General features: G+C 68.3%; 16 protein-coding genes and 2 pseudogenes. 9 read left to right on the top strand and 9 right to left on the bottom strand.

What is annotated here, in order from left to right:
• The first annotated feature begins 188 nt into the window (after positions 1 to 188).
• From CG747_RS32200 to CG747_RS32180, 5 genes are read left to right on the top strand one after another with little or no spacing between them, the layout of a single operon-like run.
• Complete coding sequence (locus CG747_RS32200) at positions 189 to 1,184, top strand: TauD/TfdA family dioxygenase (RefSeq protein ID WP_100605389.1); 996 nt, start codon at positions 189 to 191, stop codon at positions 1,182 to 1,184.
• 19 nt (positions 1,185 to 1,203) lie between these two features.
• Entirely contained in the window at positions 1,204 to 2,229 is a 1,026-nt protein-coding gene (locus CG747_RS32195) for an ornithine cyclodeaminase family protein (RefSeq protein ID WP_100605388.1), read from the top strand.
• The gene (locus CG747_RS32190; RefSeq protein WP_100605387.1) at positions 2,220 to 3,602 is read left to right on the top strand and encodes a Y4yA family PLP-dependent enzyme; all 1,383 of its coding nucleotides are present in this window, start codon (positions 2,220 to 2,222) and stop codon (positions 3,600 to 3,602) included. Before CG747_RS32195 ends, CG747_RS32190 begins: the two co-directional genes overlap by 10 nt.
• Before the next feature lie 29 nt (positions 3,603 to 3,631).
• Positions 3,632 to 4,657, top strand: a complete 1,026-nt coding sequence (locus CG747_RS32185; protein ID WP_100605386.1) for a cysteine synthase family protein — start codon at positions 3,632 to 3,634, stop codon at positions 4,655 to 4,657.
• 8 nt (positions 4,658 to 4,665) lie between these two features.
• Positions 4,666 to 6,087, top strand: a complete 1,422-nt coding sequence (locus tag CG747_RS32180) for an MATE family efflux transporter (protein ID WP_100605385.1) — start codon at positions 4,666 to 4,668, stop codon at positions 6,085 to 6,087.
• A gap of 55 nt (positions 6,088 to 6,142) precedes the next feature.
• On the opposite strand, the pseudogene CG747_RS49940 reads toward CG747_RS32180, so the two are convergent.
• From CG747_RS49940 to CG747_RS49930, 4 genes and pseudogenes are all read right to left on the bottom strand, one after another.
• A pseudogene (locus tag CG747_RS49940) lies at positions 6,143 to 6,365 on the bottom strand (transposase); the annotation flags it as partial.
• Positions 6,366 to 6,519: 154 nt separating this feature from the next.
• The gene (locus CG747_RS32175; RefSeq protein WP_257980885.1) at positions 6,520 to 6,999 is read right to left on the bottom strand and encodes a transposase; all 480 of its coding nucleotides are present in this window, start codon (positions 6,997 to 6,999) and stop codon (positions 6,520 to 6,522) included.
• Between the two features lie 77 nt (positions 7,000 to 7,076).
• Positions 7,077 to 7,292, bottom strand: a pseudogene (locus CG747_RS49935) (helix-turn-helix domain-containing protein); the annotation flags it as partial.
• A 7-nt stretch (positions 7,293 to 7,299) separates the two neighbouring features.
• The gene (locus CG747_RS49930) at positions 7,300 to 7,464 is read right to left on the bottom strand and encodes a hypothetical protein (RefSeq protein WP_257980884.1); all 165 of its coding nucleotides are present in this window, start codon (positions 7,462 to 7,464) and stop codon (positions 7,300 to 7,302) included.
• Between the two features lie 128 nt (positions 7,465 to 7,592).
• Here CG747_RS49930 and CG747_RS32165 point away from each other — a divergent pair, with 128 nt between their 5' ends.
• Positions 7,593 to 8,108 (top strand): winged helix-turn-helix domain-containing protein, encoded by a 516-nt coding sequence (locus CG747_RS32165; protein WP_100605384.1) that lies wholly within the window; start codon positions 7,593 to 7,595, stop codon positions 8,106 to 8,108.
• Entirely contained in the window at positions 8,105 to 8,365 is a 261-nt protein-coding gene (locus CG747_RS32160) for a transposase (RefSeq protein ID WP_257980883.1), read from the top strand. The genes CG747_RS32165 and CG747_RS32160 overlap by 4 nt, the downstream gene beginning before the upstream one ends.
• Positions 8,366 to 8,416: 51 nt before the next feature.
• On the opposite strand, the gene CG747_RS32155 is transcribed toward CG747_RS32160, so the two are convergent.
• Both CG747_RS32155 and CG747_RS32150 read right to left on the bottom strand, forming a co-directional pair.
• Positions 8,417 to 9,772 (bottom strand): serine hydrolase, encoded by a 1,356-nt coding sequence (locus CG747_RS32155; RefSeq protein ID WP_100605383.1) that lies wholly within the window; start codon positions 9,770 to 9,772, stop codon positions 8,417 to 8,419.
• Positions 9,765 to 10,451 carry a TetR/AcrR family transcriptional regulator gene (locus CG747_RS32150; protein WP_100605382.1) on the bottom strand — a complete coding sequence of 229 codons (687 nt, stop codon included), beginning with the start codon at positions 10,449 to 10,451 and terminating at the stop codon, positions 9,765 to 9,767. Before CG747_RS32150 ends, CG747_RS32155 begins: the two co-directional genes overlap by 8 nt.
• Positions 10,452 to 10,641: 190 nt before the next feature.
• Here CG747_RS32150 and CG747_RS32145 point away from each other — a divergent pair, with 190 nt between their 5' ends.
• Both CG747_RS32145 and CG747_RS32140 read left to right on the top strand, forming a co-directional pair.
• Positions 10,642 to 11,484 (top strand): IS5 family transposase, encoded by an 843-nt coding sequence (locus tag CG747_RS32145; RefSeq protein WP_100605381.1) that lies wholly within the window; start codon positions 10,642 to 10,644, stop codon positions 11,482 to 11,484.
• 40 nt (positions 11,485 to 11,524) lie between these two features.
• Positions 11,525 to 11,842, top strand: coding sequence for a transposase (locus tag CG747_RS32140; RefSeq protein WP_257980882.1), 318 nt, complete (start codon positions 11,525 to 11,527; stop codon positions 11,840 to 11,842).
• On the opposite strand, the gene CG747_RS32135 is transcribed toward CG747_RS32140, so the two are convergent.
• From CG747_RS32135 to CG747_RS32125, 3 genes are all read right to left on the bottom strand, one after another.
• Entirely contained in the window at positions 11,836 to 12,060 is a 225-nt protein-coding gene (locus CG747_RS32135) for a hypothetical protein (protein WP_100605380.1), read from the bottom strand. The genes CG747_RS32140 and CG747_RS32135 overlap by 7 nt on opposite strands.
• A gap of 56 nt (positions 12,061 to 12,116) precedes the next feature.
• Positions 12,117 to 12,320 (bottom strand): hypothetical protein, encoded by a 204-nt coding sequence (locus CG747_RS32130; RefSeq protein WP_100605379.1) that lies wholly within the window; start codon positions 12,318 to 12,320, stop codon positions 12,117 to 12,119.
• A gap of 190 nt (positions 12,321 to 12,510) precedes the next feature.
• Positions 12,511 to 12,822 carry a hypothetical protein gene (locus CG747_RS32125; protein WP_100605378.1) on the bottom strand — a complete coding sequence of 104 codons (312 nt, stop codon included), beginning with the start codon at positions 12,820 to 12,822 and terminating at the stop codon, positions 12,511 to 12,513.
• Positions 12,823 to 13,673 lie beyond the last annotated feature (851 nt).

Raw genomic sequence — 13,673 nt, 5'->3', positions numbered from 1 at the left:
GGTCGGATATTGAAGTTAGGTTTGCCTTACCTAAGAGTCGTCGGTACCTTCGTCACTGTCCGCCGGACACCAGCGCTAGGCAAAACCCCCATAACGCCTCTTGTCGGTTCGTCGAGCGAGCTGCGCCATCGCTGCGCAGCGTCGCACCGGACCTCCCCCCGCCTTCAACGGAAACGGATTACCTCGACATGACCACGGGAGCCGCCCCCGTCCGTCAGCTCGACGCCACCAGCGTCGGGGAACTGCGCCAGGCCGCCCAGAAGATCCTCGCCGAATTCGGCACCTCGGCCACGTCCCCCGAACTCCTCGCCCGCGTCGGTGAAGTCGCCGGCGACCTGAGCGAGCCGATCCGCCACGAGCTGCGCCCCGTGGACACCGACGCCGGCCTGTTCGTTCTGCGCGGTCTGGATGTCGACGACGCCGAGATAGGCCCCACGCCCTCCAGTTGGGCAACTGCCGGCGACAGCGCAGCCGTCTACGACATCGTTCTGCTCCTGCTCGCCACCGTCATGGGCAACCCCATCGCGTGGGAAGGACAGCAGGACGGCCGCTTTGTGCACAACATCGTCCCCGCCCCCGGCCACGAGACCGAGCAGACCGGCGCCAGTAGCACCGTGCTGCTCAGCCCGCACACCGAGGACGCCTTCCACCCCGGGCGTGCCCACCTGCTGATGCTCGGCTGCATGCGCAACCACGACAACATCGCCACCACCGCGGCGAGCATCCGCAACGTCCGGCTCTCCGAGGCCGACATCGCGCTGCTGACCCGGCCGCGGTTGCCGATCCTCCCCGACGACGCCTACACCGAGGCGCAGGGCTACGACGGCGGGAAGCCGACCGGCGTGCCCACGCTCTTCCACGCCAAGGACGGCCTCACCCTCCGCTTCGACCCTGCCTACACCCCCCTCGATGACGCCTCCCCCGCCCACCGGGCCGCCTACGAGCGTCTGTCGGCCGAACTCGCCCGCGTCTCGGGCGCCGTGAGCCTGAGCCCCGGCGAAGTCCTGATCGTCGACAACGACCTCGTCGTCCACGGCCGCGTGCCCTTCCAGGCCCGCTACGACGGCACCGACCGGTGGCTCAAGCGCGCCTCCGTCCGTGTCCCGGCGCGCCGCACGCGGCCCCTGGCCGAAGAGGACGAGCACGGCTACGGCCAGGCCGCCATCGAAGCCCACGCCGCCTGAAGCCCCCACGAGGACAGAGATGACCGAGATCACCGTGGCCGACGAAGCCCACTCCATACCCACCGACGACAAGACCCTGCGCATCCTGTCCACCAGCGACCTCGCCGGGATCGACATATCCCTTGCCGATGTCGTCGCCACCGTGGAGGGCGCCTACCGCACCCTGCACGCCGGAAAGTCGGACAACCCCCGCAAGCTGACCGTCAAGCCCGAGGACGGGCACTCGGTCTCCTACGCGATGCTCGGCCGGGACGGCTCCCGCAACGTCGTCGCCATCAAGACCTCGTACAAACACGGACTCGACAAAGGCCGCGACGAGCAGCACTACTACACCGCGCTCACCCTCTACGACGACGTCACCGGCCTGCCCGTCGCGATGATGGACTGCGGCCGCATCGGCTCGCTGCGCACCCCGGCCGTCTCCGCCCTGCTGGCACGTGAATGCGCCCGGCCCGGCGCCCGCAGCGCCCTGGTCATCGGCACCGGCACCCAAGGACGGCTCGCCCTGCCCTTCCTGCTGACGACGCTGCCGGACCTCGACCGGTTGATGCTGTTCGGCACCCACTCCGAGGGCATCGCCGCGGTACGCGAGGAACTGCGCACGCGCTTCCCCGACCGGGACGTGGAGATCGTCACCGATCCGCGGGCAGCAGCGTCGGATGCCGACATCATCGTTGCCACCGCCGGCAGCCACACCCCGGCAGCTGTAGAGGCAGGCTGGCTCAAGTCCGGTGCGCTCTCGATCCTCGTCGGCCACGGGCTGGCACCCTCCACGCTCCACCGCGCCGACCGGGTCGTGGCCACCAGCGAGGCACAGATGAAGGTGACGGGCACCGACATGGCCGACGAGAACGGCAACTTCCCCGCCGTCGACACCGAGTTCCCGCCCGTCATAGCAGGCATCACCGCCGGCCGCCGGTCCGCGAAGGAACGCATCTTCGCCTACAACAGCGGACTCGTCGTCACCGACATCGCCCTGGGCCACCGCTTCGCCCAACTCGCCCTCGACCAGGGCCTGGGAATGCAGGTGCCGCTGTGGCAGTGACCCACCTGCACACCGCAAACATCCCGACGCTGCCCGCCCACACGGACCCGGATACCGACCGGGTACTGGACAGCGGCCTGCTGCACGAACTGTCCTACGCCTTCGGCGGGCCCTTCCACTTCCTGCTGCCGCACCGCTTCGACGCCAACCTCGCCGCCTTCCGCACCGCCCTGAGCGACGCGGGTGTGCAGGGGCGGGTGTACTACGCGAAGAAGGCCAACAAGGCAGCAGTATGGATGGAACGCTGCGCCGCCCACCAAGCAGGCGTCGACGTCGCGAGCACCGGGGAAATGAGCGAAGCTCTCGGGCACGGGGTGCGCGGCGAGAACATCGTCGTCACCGGCCCGGCCAAGAGCGACGAACTACTGCGCCTCGCACTCCTCCAGGGCTCTTTGATCGCCGTGGACGCGCTGGACGAACTCGACCTGCTCATCACGCTCGCGCTGACCGGCACGATCCGCCCTGCCCGGGTGCTGCTGCGCCGACTGCCGCCCGCCCAAGCACACAGCCGCTTCGGCATGAACGAAGCCGAGATCGAGATCGCGCTGGACCGGTGTGTGCGTGCTGGCGACGCCGTGCGGATGGAGGGCTTCAGCTTCCATCTGTCCGGCTATGCCACCCAGCCGCGCGCCGACCTCGCCGGAGAGCTCGTCGACCTGTGCCTGAAGGCCCGGGTGCTGGGGCTGCAGGCCGACCGGATCAGCATCGGCGGCGGCTTCGCGGTCGACTACAGCTCGGCCGTCCACTGGCACACCTTCCTCGCCGACCAGCGACCCGAGCACTACCACGCACGCAAGTCGTTCCAGAGCGGCGACTTCTACCCGTACCACTCACCCGTGGCCGGGGCCGACGCCCTGCGCACCATCCTGGACAGCGTCCCCGAGGGCGGACAGGAAACCCTCGCGGCACGGCTGAAGGACACCGGCACGCTGCTGATGATGGAGCCCGGCCGCGCCCTGCTGGACGGCGCCGGAGCCTCCGTCTTCCGCGTCCAGGGCGTCAAGGACCGCGAGGACTACCAGATCGTCACCGTCGACGGCACCAGCCTGAGCCTGTCCGAGCAGTGGTTCAACAGCGAATATCTGCCCGACCCGCAGCTGGTGCCCCCCACCGGCCGGCCCTCCGGCGGCGGCATCCACCCCACATGCGTGGGAGGAGCTTCGTGCCTGGAGTCGGACATGCTCACCTGGCGCAAGATCCCCCTCCCCGCGCGACCCAGGGTCGGGGACCTGCTCGTCTACCCGAACACGGCCGGCTACCAGATGGACTCCAACGAATCCCCCTTCCACGACCTGCCGCTGCCCACCAAGGTCGTAGTGGACCGCCCGGGCGACCGCCCGCGCTGGCGCCTGGACCGCCGCCCCGCATGCTGACTTCCTTCGACCCGCCCAGGAGTCTTCCCATGAACGAGGCCCTCGCGCGCCCCGCCGTGGTCTCCCGCATATCCGACCTCATCGGATACACCCCGCTGCTGGAGCTGTGCCGCACCGAGACCGGCAGCCGCCTGCTGCTCAAACTGGAGATGTACAACCCGACCGGCTCCGCCAAGATCCGCATGGCTCGTGCGATGGTGGACGCCGCTGAGCAGGCCGGCGAGCTGCGGCCCGGGGGCCGCATCATCGAATCCACCTCCGGCAACACCGGCCTGGGCCTGGCGGTCATCGCAGTCGAGCGCGGCTACACCTTCACCGCCGTCGTCGACAACCATGCCGCCGCCGACAAACTGCGCGGCATGAAGGCGCTCGGCGCTGAGCTGGTCTATGTGGTCGACGACGGCACCGAGGAGCTGGCCACCGCCGCCCGCGAGGAGCTCGCCGAGGACATGGCCCGCGGCCAGGACAACACCATCTTCACCGAGCAGCACAACAACCCCGCCAACGGCGTCGGATACTTCCCCGTCGCCCACGAACTCCACCAGGCACTCGACGGCGATATCGACGTCGTGATCGGTGCGGTGGGCACCGGCGGCATGCTGTGCGGCACCACCCGCGAACTGCGCAAACTCCACCCCGACTTCACCACCGTCGGCGTCGAGCCCAAGGGGTCCATCGCCTTCGGCGGCCCGGCCCACGACTACTACCAGTCCGGCACCGGCACCCCCGAGGGCGCCGAAATCGGCGCGCTCGTCGACTTCGACCTGATCGACGAAGGCGTCAAGGTCGGCGACGTCGAAGCCTTCGCCACCGCCCGCGCCGTGGCCCGTACAGGTCTGCTGATCGGCGGCTCGGCGGGCGGAGTCGTCCACGAGGCCCTGACCCGCCTGCCTTCCCTCCCGCCGGGCAGCACTATGGTCGCCCTGGTCAACGACGGCGGCGAGAAGTACATGGACACCGTCTTCAACGACGAGTGGATGAACGCCCACAACCTCATTGATCCCGCCATCGAGCACGAGATCGACGAGAAGATCACCAAACTCCGCAGGATTTGATAGCCGCCATGCAGCTGACCACCCTCCTCCGCGACAGTCGCGCCCTGGCCACCCTCGCCGTCCCCCTTATCCTCACGCAGCTCGCACAAGTGGCACTGACCACCACCGACACCGTGATGATGGGCATGCTCGGTACAGCCGACCTCGCGGCGGGCGGGCTGGCCATCGTCATCTTCAACCAGCTGCGCACGATGGGCGTCGGTCTGGTCACCTCCGTCGGCAACCAGATAGCCGGCGCCGCCGCACGTGCCGAAGCGGCCCAAGAGAACAACGCGCCGAACAGTGCCGAGCAGAACGGTGACCAGGAGGTACGCAAGATCGTTCGCGCCAGCCTGGCCGTGGCCACCCTCGCCGGCATCGCCGGGGCCGTGCTGATGCTCCTCATCGGCCAGGCCCTGGCCTTCCTGGGACAGGAAGCCGACGTCGTCGCCCGCGCGCAGACCATACTGCTGGCCCTCGCCCCCGGACTGCTGCCCTGCCTCTGGTTCCAGGCAATCCGCCAGTTCACCGTGGGCATGCGCCGCCCGCAGGCGCTGCTGCAGATCACCATCGCCTCCGTCGCCGTAAATGCCGCCATCAACTGGGTGCTCATCCACGGCACCTGGGGCCTGCCCAAGCTGGGCCTGCCCGGCGTCGGCGTGGCCACCTCCCTGGTCTACCTGCTCTCCTTCCTCGCCCTCTACCTGTCGGCGAAGAAGGACAACGTCCTCGGGCCCCTCCTGAGCCTCAACATCGTCAAAGCCGACCGTGCCGCCGTCCGCCGCCTGGTCCAGCTCGGCGTACCCATCGCCGCGACCTACGGCTCGGAGGCCGGCTTCTTCTCCGTCACGGCCCTGATGGCCGGCTCCTTCGGCAGCGCCGCGCTGGCCGCGCACACCGCCGTCAACCAGCTCGTCTACATCGTCTTCCAGGTCGCCGTCGGCCTCTCGCACGCCGCATCCATCAACGTCAGCCGCGAACTCGCCCTCGACCGGCCCGAGGCGGCCTTGCGGATCAAGAACACCGCCCTGGCCTGCGCCGGCGCCGTCATGGTCGTGGTGGGCATCGTCTACGTCACACTGTCCAACCTGGTGCTGAGCCCCTTCTTCGACACCAGCAGCTCCCGCGACGCACAGGCGGTGTCGATCGCCACCCACCTGCTCCTCGTCATCATGGTCCTGCAGTTCTTCGACTGCGCCCAGAACATCGGCGTCGGGCTCCTGCGCGGCCTCGATGACACCAAGAGCAGCTTCCGCATCACCCTCATCGGCTACTGGCTCATCGGCCTGCCCGCCGCATGGCTCCTGGGCTACGCCGCCGAGCTCCACACCCTCGGCATCTGGCTCGGCCTGCTCACCGGCCTCGCCGCCACCGCCATCTTGCTCCTACGCCGCTACAGCACCGCCCTGCGTGCGAAGTTCACCATCGAACAGCCTGTTCCTGCGGCCTAGTCGCAATGCCGCTGCCACTTACTTAAGCTTGAAATTAAAGCTTTCCCCTCGGCTTTCAGGGTCGGGGGGTGTCCTTTTTGCGGGGATGTTTGCCGACGGGGTGGCGGGGTGCGGGGCTGGTAGTGCGGCCTGGTGGGCGCGCCTGGGCCGGGTCGGGTGGCTTTCGGCGGTCTGGCGGGAGTGCCCAGGACCCGCCGGATGCGGGGATAGCCTCGTCGCACCCGCGCGGGGGTGAGCCGGTCTGGTGCGAGGGGCTTCTCCCAGGGGCGGCGCAGGTCGTCGTAGTTGGCGGGTTGGTGGGGTGGGTTTGCCCCACACCCACGGCTTGGCACGGGTGTTGAGCTGGGTGGTTGTGAGGCGGGTGGCATGGTCGATCTCGCTGGGCCCGGCGAAGGACTGGCCTGCCAGGGCGGCTTTGCGGAAGATGCGCCATCAGCCTTCCTGCAGGTTCAGCCAGCAGGCACCGACTGGGATGAAGATATGTCGGATGCGCGGGTGGTCTTCCAACCACATTCGGGTGGAGAAACTGTTGTGGGACGACAGGTTGTCTGTGACCACCACAATCTCCCCGGTGGGGTTGGCGTCTTCGACTTTCTGAAGAAACTGCTGGTAGAAGGCACTGTTACGCGAGGGGGCGGTCATCGTGACTGCATGGCCGTCGGTGACGCGTAAGGCGCCGTAGACCCACGTCTTCTTCGGTCCGCGGCTGTAGTCGAGTTCGGCTTTGCTGCGGTGTCCGTTCGGCGACCAGCCCGGCGCCGACGGGAACGTGCGCGGGATCACCGGCCCGAGCTCGTCGGCGCACACGACCGTGGTGCCGTCGGGCGGACTGGTGTAGAGCTCGATGATCCGCGTCCTTTTCCCTCGAAGTCCGGATCCTTCGAGCGCGTCCATGACCTGGTGCGACGCCACCGCACCCCCTCGGCCAGCAAGATCCGGCGGACCTGCGAACGCCCGACGTGGATCCCCAGGCGCTTGGCCTCGGCGGCCAGGCCGTCCAGCGTCCACTCCGGCGGACCGGACTCGTCGGCTGCGACCAACTCCCCATCCGGCCCCACGGCCAACCGCCCCGGCGGTGCCTGCTTGACCAGACCGATGATTCTCGACCGCTCGGCCTCGGTGATCCGCCGTTTGCGGCCCTGACCACCCAGATCCTCCAGCCCCTCCAGACCGGAGCGGTTGAACCGGTGCAGCCACCGCCGCACCGTCTTCTCACCACAGCTCCACGGCGATCGCCGGTACCCACCAACCGTCCCAACTCAACTCGACCATGCGGGCCCGCATCACCGCATCCCGCGGCGCCTTGCGTGCCCACGCCAGCCGACGCACCACCGCTTCCTCGTCCTGATCACGGCTCTGCCGTGCCCGCAACACCACCGGCCAACACCCGCCCCGAAACCCGAATCCACCCCGCTACAAGGTGTTATGCCCACAGATAGCGGAACTCAGCACTACTGATCTTTTCGTAAGTTCGGTGGAGGTCTTGTCGGTGGGAGGGTGTCGGGGTGCCCTATCTGCCTTCGTCCTCTGTGTCTGGTTCTTCTGTTCCTCCTTTGTCGCGGCCGCAGTTGGCGGAGGCGCGTCGTGTGCGGGCGGTCGAGTTGTTCGAGGAGGGAGGGTCGAATGTGGAGATCGCGCGGGCGGTGGGGGTGTGTGCCGAGAGCGTGCGGCGGTGGAGGCGCGTGTGGGAGGGAGGTGGAGCTTCGGCCTTGCGGCGGCGCTCGGCTACTGGTCGCCCGCCCAAGTTGGACGACGGCCAGGTGAACGAGGTGCGGGCGGCGTTGGAGCGGGGTGCCCAGGCTCATGGGTTCGAGGCCGATCTGTGGACCTTGGAGCGAGTCGGCCTGGTCGTCGAGCGTGTGACGGGGGTGTGGCTGTCGCGGGCGTCGGTGTGGCGTCTGCTGACCGGCCGGCTGGGGTGGAGTCTGCAGCGTCCCGAGCGCCGGGCGGTGGAGCGGGACGAGTCTGAGATCGCCCGCTGGATCGCGCACGAGTGGCCGCGCATCAAAAAGGGGCGGTGAACACACGTGCCTGGATCGTGTTCCTCGACGAATCGGGTGTCTCTTTGTTGCCTCAGGTCCGCCGCACCTACGCACCCCGCGGCCGCACTCCGCTCCTGCGGCACCGGTTGAACTGGAAACGGGCGTCGATGGCCGCGGCTCTTGGCTACCACGCCACCGACCCCGACCGTGGTCCCCGCCTGTGTTTCCACCTCAAGCCCGGCAGCTACGACTCCACCGCCCTCATCGAGGTCTTGGAACAGGTCAAGACGTTTTAGAGCTCGCGCAGATAGGCGCGGGGGTACCCGTGACAGCGCGGCAGGCACAGGTCAGCCGCGCTGAGCGATGGCGCGTAGGGCGTCGAAGGTCTCCTGTTCGTCTTGTTGGTCCCCGTAGTCGCTGAGTTTCACCACGACGGTCCTGCTTACGGGGTCGACGTAGATGTACTGCCCGTACACGCCGAGGGCGGAGTAGTCCTTGCCGTTTCCGCCGGGCGGATGCCACCACTGCGCGGAGTAGCCCCAGCCGTCGACCTTGTGGGGTGCTGGGGTGGCGATGCGCTTGATCCATGCCAGGGGGATGATCTGTTTGCCCTGGGCGCGGCCGTTGTTCAGGACGAGCTGGCCGAGCTTGGCGTAGTCGCGCGGGGTGGCGTTGATGCAGCAGAACGCCTTCTCGTGGCCGTTGTCGTGGTCAAGGTTCCAGGTGGCGCTGTCCTGTGCTCCCATCGGTGCCCAGATGTTGTCCGCCAGGAGGTCGGCCAGCGGCCGTCCTTGGAGCTTGGCCAGGACCTGTCCGAGGAGTTCGGTGTCGATGCTGCGGTAGGCGCCTTGGCTGCCCGGCGGGAACTGCAGGTCGCGATGGTCCTGCGCGAAGGCGGGCAGGTCCCGGGTGAGGTACATCCGGGCGGTGCCGGTCAGCGGGTAGAACTCGTTGTAGTTCTCCGGGACGTCCACGCCCGAGGTCATGTCCAGCAGGTCGCGCACCGTGATGGCGTCGTAGGCCCCGCTGGTCTTCAGCTGGGGCAGGATATCGACCAGCCGGTCGTCTTCCCGGAGTCTGCCCTGCTCGATGGCTTGCCCGGCGAGCAGGGACACCACCGACTTGGCGGCCGACCAGGACGACAGGCGGGTGGTGGGGCCCACCCCGTCGCGGTACCACTCGTGGGTCAGCCGGCCATTCCTGAGGACAAGGAAGGCATTGGTGTGGGTGGTCATCAAGAACTGCTCGACCGGCACCCGCTCGCCCTTCCACGGCACGGTCGAAGGAAGCGACTCGTCGTGGACGGGCAGGGGTGCCGGCGTGGCGGAGGCGGGGACTGTGCGGGTGGCGAACAGGTCGCCCTGCCGCGAGGGCTCGGTGGTCAGCAGTTGGACCAGCGTGGGTGGGGAGGGGATGTCCAGCAGCGCGGTGGCCGTGTAGGAGCCGGTCACCGGCACGCCAAGCGCCACCGGCAGTGCGATGAGGGTGCGCCGTAGTACGCGCCGTGTCCGCGGCTTTGCGGAACGCGAGGCGGCCACGGTGCGGTCGGTCGGCTCCACGGCCCGGGTGGTGGGACCGGCTGCGGAAGCGGACTGGGAGTTGGCTGCCGGTTCGGGACCGTTGTCCTGGGGGGCTTTCTGGTCCGTGTCGACAGCCTCGTCAGCCTCGTCGGCGGCTTCCACAGCAGGGCGGTGGTCAGACATCGGCGTCGTCCTTGGGGGTGGTGCGGGCGGTTGCGTCGACGGCCAGCCAGAACGCCTCCATCAGCGTCTGGAAGACGGCCTCGTCGTCCTGCGCTGCCAGGTGGGGCAGGTGCGTGGTGATGGCCGGATAGCGCTCGGGGGAGATGGTGGCGTACGCCCCGGCCCAGGCATGCTCGTCAGCGGCGCGCACCTCCTGCGGGAGCGCGGCATACCCGGCACGCATGCCCGCGTACGCCAGCACGGTATCGGCGAGCATCCGTTGGTAGCGGGCCACACTGCCCTCGTCCAGATCGATCTCCTCCAGCGCCGCGAGCATCATCTCGATCGCGGCGAACTCCCCCGGGCCGCGGGTGGTCCGGCACGCGACGGCCGCACCGACATACGGGTGGGCTTCAAAGACCTCCACCAGGGAGCGGGCCAGCTCCTGCAGAACCTCCCGCGGCCCCAGGCCATCGGGCACACGCTCCACGGCCATTGCCAGCAGCCGGTCACCCACCGCCAGCAGCAGCGCGTCCCGGTCCGCGAAATGCCGCCAGACTGCCGACCGGTCCACGCCCAGTTCCTCTCCCAGAGCCCGTCCGGTCAGCCCGTCCGGCTCCGCCCGCGCCGCGATCCGCACGGCCGCCTCCACGATCAGCTCCGGCGACAACCGCACCGCCCGGCCCTTGCCCACAGCCATGTCCGTCCCCCACTCTCGCAAACATCAGCGTTGTCATCAATGATGACAACGCTGGGGTGGGATGGTCAACTCTGGAGTGCGACCATGAATGCGGCGACGTTCGGGAAGGGCCTATCAGTCGGACGCAGGCAGTCGAGGTGATCGCTGCGGCCAGCCCCAGCGCGACGCTCTGCGATCACCGGGGAGACCTGTGCCTGTCCTTCCGTCATGGCTGACCGAACCGCTGTGGGACCAGTTTTCGGCGCTGCTGCCCCAACGGCCGCTCTACCACCCGGACCATCCTCTGCGCTGCCACCGTCCGCGCATCAGTGACCGGATCGTGTTCGACAAGCTTCTGCAGTTGCTGCGGTTCGGCTGCCCCTACGAGGCGATCGCTGACACGACCTGCTCGGCCAGCACCATCCGCAGCCGTCGCGACGAGTGGATCCGCCTGGGCATCTTCAGCCAGTTGAAGCAGATCGCGCTCGACTCCTACGACCGCATCGTCGCCCTGATGCTGGATCAGATCGCCATCGATGGCTCCCTCACCAAGGCACCCGGCGGCGGTGAGGTCGCCGGGCGCTCCCCGGTCGACCGGGGAAAACAGGGCCTGAAACGCTCCGGCATGACAGACGGCTACGGAATCCCGCTCGGCCGTGTTCTGGCCGGTGCGAACTGTCACGACTCTCCGCTGCTGGCCCCGACCCTGGACCGCCTCGCGGAACTCGGGCCACTGCCCGACGACATCACGGTGCACCTGGACGCTGCGTACGACTCGAACAAGACCCGTGCCCTGCTCGACGAACGCGGGCCGCACGGTCGGATAGCGCACAAGGGCGAGAAAGCACCGATTCAGGCGAGCCGGCGATGGCACGTCGAGCGCACCCACGCCTGGCAGAACGCCTTCCACCGTCTTTCCCGCTGCTACGAACGCCGCACCGTCGTGATCGACGCCTTCTTCGACCTCGCGGACACGATCATCACCGTCCGCAGCCTGATCCGACGATCCTGGACTACCCACCGCTGGGACAACCGCCCGAGGCGATGCCCGTAAGCCCACGCCTATCCGCGCGAGTTCTTACTGCGGGGACAGGGTGATTCTGGTGTGGGACGGCCTGTCCGCCCACTGGAGTCGGGCGATGCGGGCATGGGTCGCGGAACAGGACTGGCTGACTCTGGAGCGATTACCCGCCTACGCGCCCGAGCTGAACCCGGTGGAGCTGCTGTGGTCGTCGTTGAAGAAACGCGAACTCGCCAACCTCGCCGGCGACCACCTCGCCGACGTTGCCGACGCCACCGAACAAGGCATTCACCGCATCAACCACAACCCGCAACTGCCATGGTCCTTCCTCGCCCACACCGGCCTGACCATCCACCCACCACACCCACCGAACTTACGAAAAGATCAGTAGTTCGTCGGTGATCCGGTTGATGTCCATACCGGGGCCGGGTCGTGGGTGAAGTCGCGGGCGGTGACGATGCCCGGGCCGCACCAGGGGTTGTGGTCGCTGTCCCGGTTCTGATGGTTGCTGTCCCCGATGGAGCCGTCGCTGCTCTTGTCCTGTTGCGGAAACCGCGCGTTGAACTGCTCCAACAGCACGTCCAGACTGCGTGCGACACGCCAGTCCATGTTGCCCTCCCCGTATGTTGCCGATCTACGTCCCTTGGCCCCGGGTTGGGTGTGCGTCAGGACAGCACGAGGTTGCATAGCGGCACCCAGCCGGCCACGCCAGTCGCCTGGTCGGCGCCCTGCTCCCAGGTGTGGGTTGTCTCGCCGTTGTCGCATGTGTAGTCGGGTCCGCCGGTGCCGCCGGGGCTGAGGAAGATCTGCCCCGGATAACCGAGGCCCACCACGGACGAGTTGGCGGCGGCGTCGTGGAAAATGCGCACGCCCGGTGCCCGGGAGTCCCAACGGAAGTCGTCCGCCGGACGGGCCGTGTCAGCGTGGACGTGTTCAGCCGGGGTTGCGGCGAGCGCGGAGTACGCGGGGTGAGCACGGTGAGTGCCCCGGCGCCGACAACGGCCGCCAGCGGGACCGCCCAACGCAGTCGCGTGCGGAAGGCCATCGTTTCGTCCCTCCTCACAGCCGGACCAGGTTGCACAGCGGCACCCAGCCGCTGACCTGGGTGGTGCGGTTGGTGCCGTGTGTCCAGGTCGTGGTGGACGTGCCGTTGTCGCAGTTGTACTGCGGGCCGTCTTCGGGGCCGTCGTCAGTGCCGAATCCCTGTCCAGGGTATCCGAGTCCGGCCACTGGGCTGCCGGGGTTGGTGTAGTCGGTGAAGATCCGGACGCCGGGCACCCGGAAGTCGAAGTCCGAGCCGGGCGGGACGGCCTGGCTCGCCGGGCCGGGGCCGTTGCCTCCAGGGGCGGCGGTGTTGGTCGCACGGAACATCTCGATAGAGCCAGGTTCCGAACGCCGCGCGCCCGCCCGTGCCGTGGCCCCGGGGCCACTGCCATGCTGGCGCACTATGTGACGTTGACCGTGGCGGCCGAAGCCCGGCGGGTTCCAGGTGCCGGCCGGGTGGCCATCGCTTCCCGAGGGAGCGAGTGTGACACCAGTCCCGGTCCCCATACCCCCCTGCGGTTCGGCATAGATCCGCACGCCGGACGGAGCCATTCCAAGCCGCCCCGTGTGGCCGCCGCCGCTCCCACGCGGTACGGCTTCGGGGCCGGGACCGGACCCCCGCGGTGAGACGAGCGTCATGCCCGGGCCGTTGCCCCTCAAGCCCTTCCTCCACGGCTGGAGCCCTTACGGCCCTCACGTCCACTGACCACAAACGACAGAGGCCGACCACCGCCCCCACAGCGAGGAGCAGCCGGCCCGCTCCAAGGCAAAGCCTTCACAAAGCACGCACCGCAGCCATCCCCCAGCGACTGCCCTGACCTGCGCACAAGACCCTCTGACAGGCCGTCAGAACGTGCGTCAAACGTGCGTCACGTGCGTCGAATATGCGTCAAGATATCGCCCGTAACGCACACAACGCCCATAATCCACACCACGCGAAACCGCAGGTCAGCGGCGCTTTTCAGCAGGCTCAAGGATCGCGACACACTCAACATGATGCGTCATCGGGAACAGGTCAAAGCAATTCCGTCTACCCCTTCGCCACTCACACGCTCAGCATCGCCACAATGATGACCACCGGTCCGGTACCGCGGACTAATTCGCATATTGACGAGGGACCACAAGGGAAGCCGTAGCCGCCCGTGCGGCCCCTCGTTTGCGCCGTTTCAGGACTCGGA

The organism is Streptomyces sp. CB02959, from assembly GCF_002803155.1.
In the GTDB taxonomy this organism is placed as follows: Bacteria; Actinomycetota; Actinomycetes; order Streptomycetales; family Streptomycetaceae; genus Streptomyces.
The sequence above is the reverse complement of the archived record's forward strand: the minus strand, read 5'-3'. Positions and strand labels throughout refer to the sequence as shown.

Excerpts from the sequence above, each read along its gene's own strand:
- CG747_RS32200 (WP_100605389.1), top strand. The coding sequence starts at position 189 with ATGACCACGGGAGCCGCCCCCGTCCGTCAGCTCGACGCCACCAGCGTC.
- CG747_RS32195 (WP_100605388.1), top strand. The coding sequence starts at position 1,204 with ATGACCGAGATCACCGTGGCCGACGAAGCCCACTCCATACCCACCGAC.
- CG747_RS32185 (WP_100605386.1), top strand. The coding sequence starts at position 3,632 with ATGAACGAGGCCCTCGCGCGCCCCGCCGTGGTCTCCCGCATATCCGAC.
- CG747_RS32180 (WP_100605385.1), top strand. The coding sequence starts at position 4,666 with ATGCAGCTGACCACCCTCCTCCGCGACAGTCGCGCCCTGGCCACCCTC.
- CG747_RS32155 (WP_100605383.1), bottom strand. The coding sequence starts at position 9,772 with ATGTCTGACCACCGCCCTGCTGTGGAAGCCGCCGACGAGGCTGACGAG.
- CG747_RS32150 (WP_100605382.1), bottom strand. The coding sequence starts at position 10,451 with ATGGCTGTGGGCAAGGGCCGGGCGGTGCGGTTGTCGCCGGAGCTGATC.
- CG747_RS32135 (WP_100605380.1), bottom strand. The coding sequence starts at position 12,060 with ATGGACTGGCGTGTCGCACGCAGTCTGGACGTGCTGTTGGAGCAGTTC.
- CG747_RS32125 (WP_100605378.1), bottom strand. The coding sequence starts at position 12,822 with ATGTTCCGTGCGACCAACACCGCCGCCCCTGGAGGCAACGGCCCCGGC.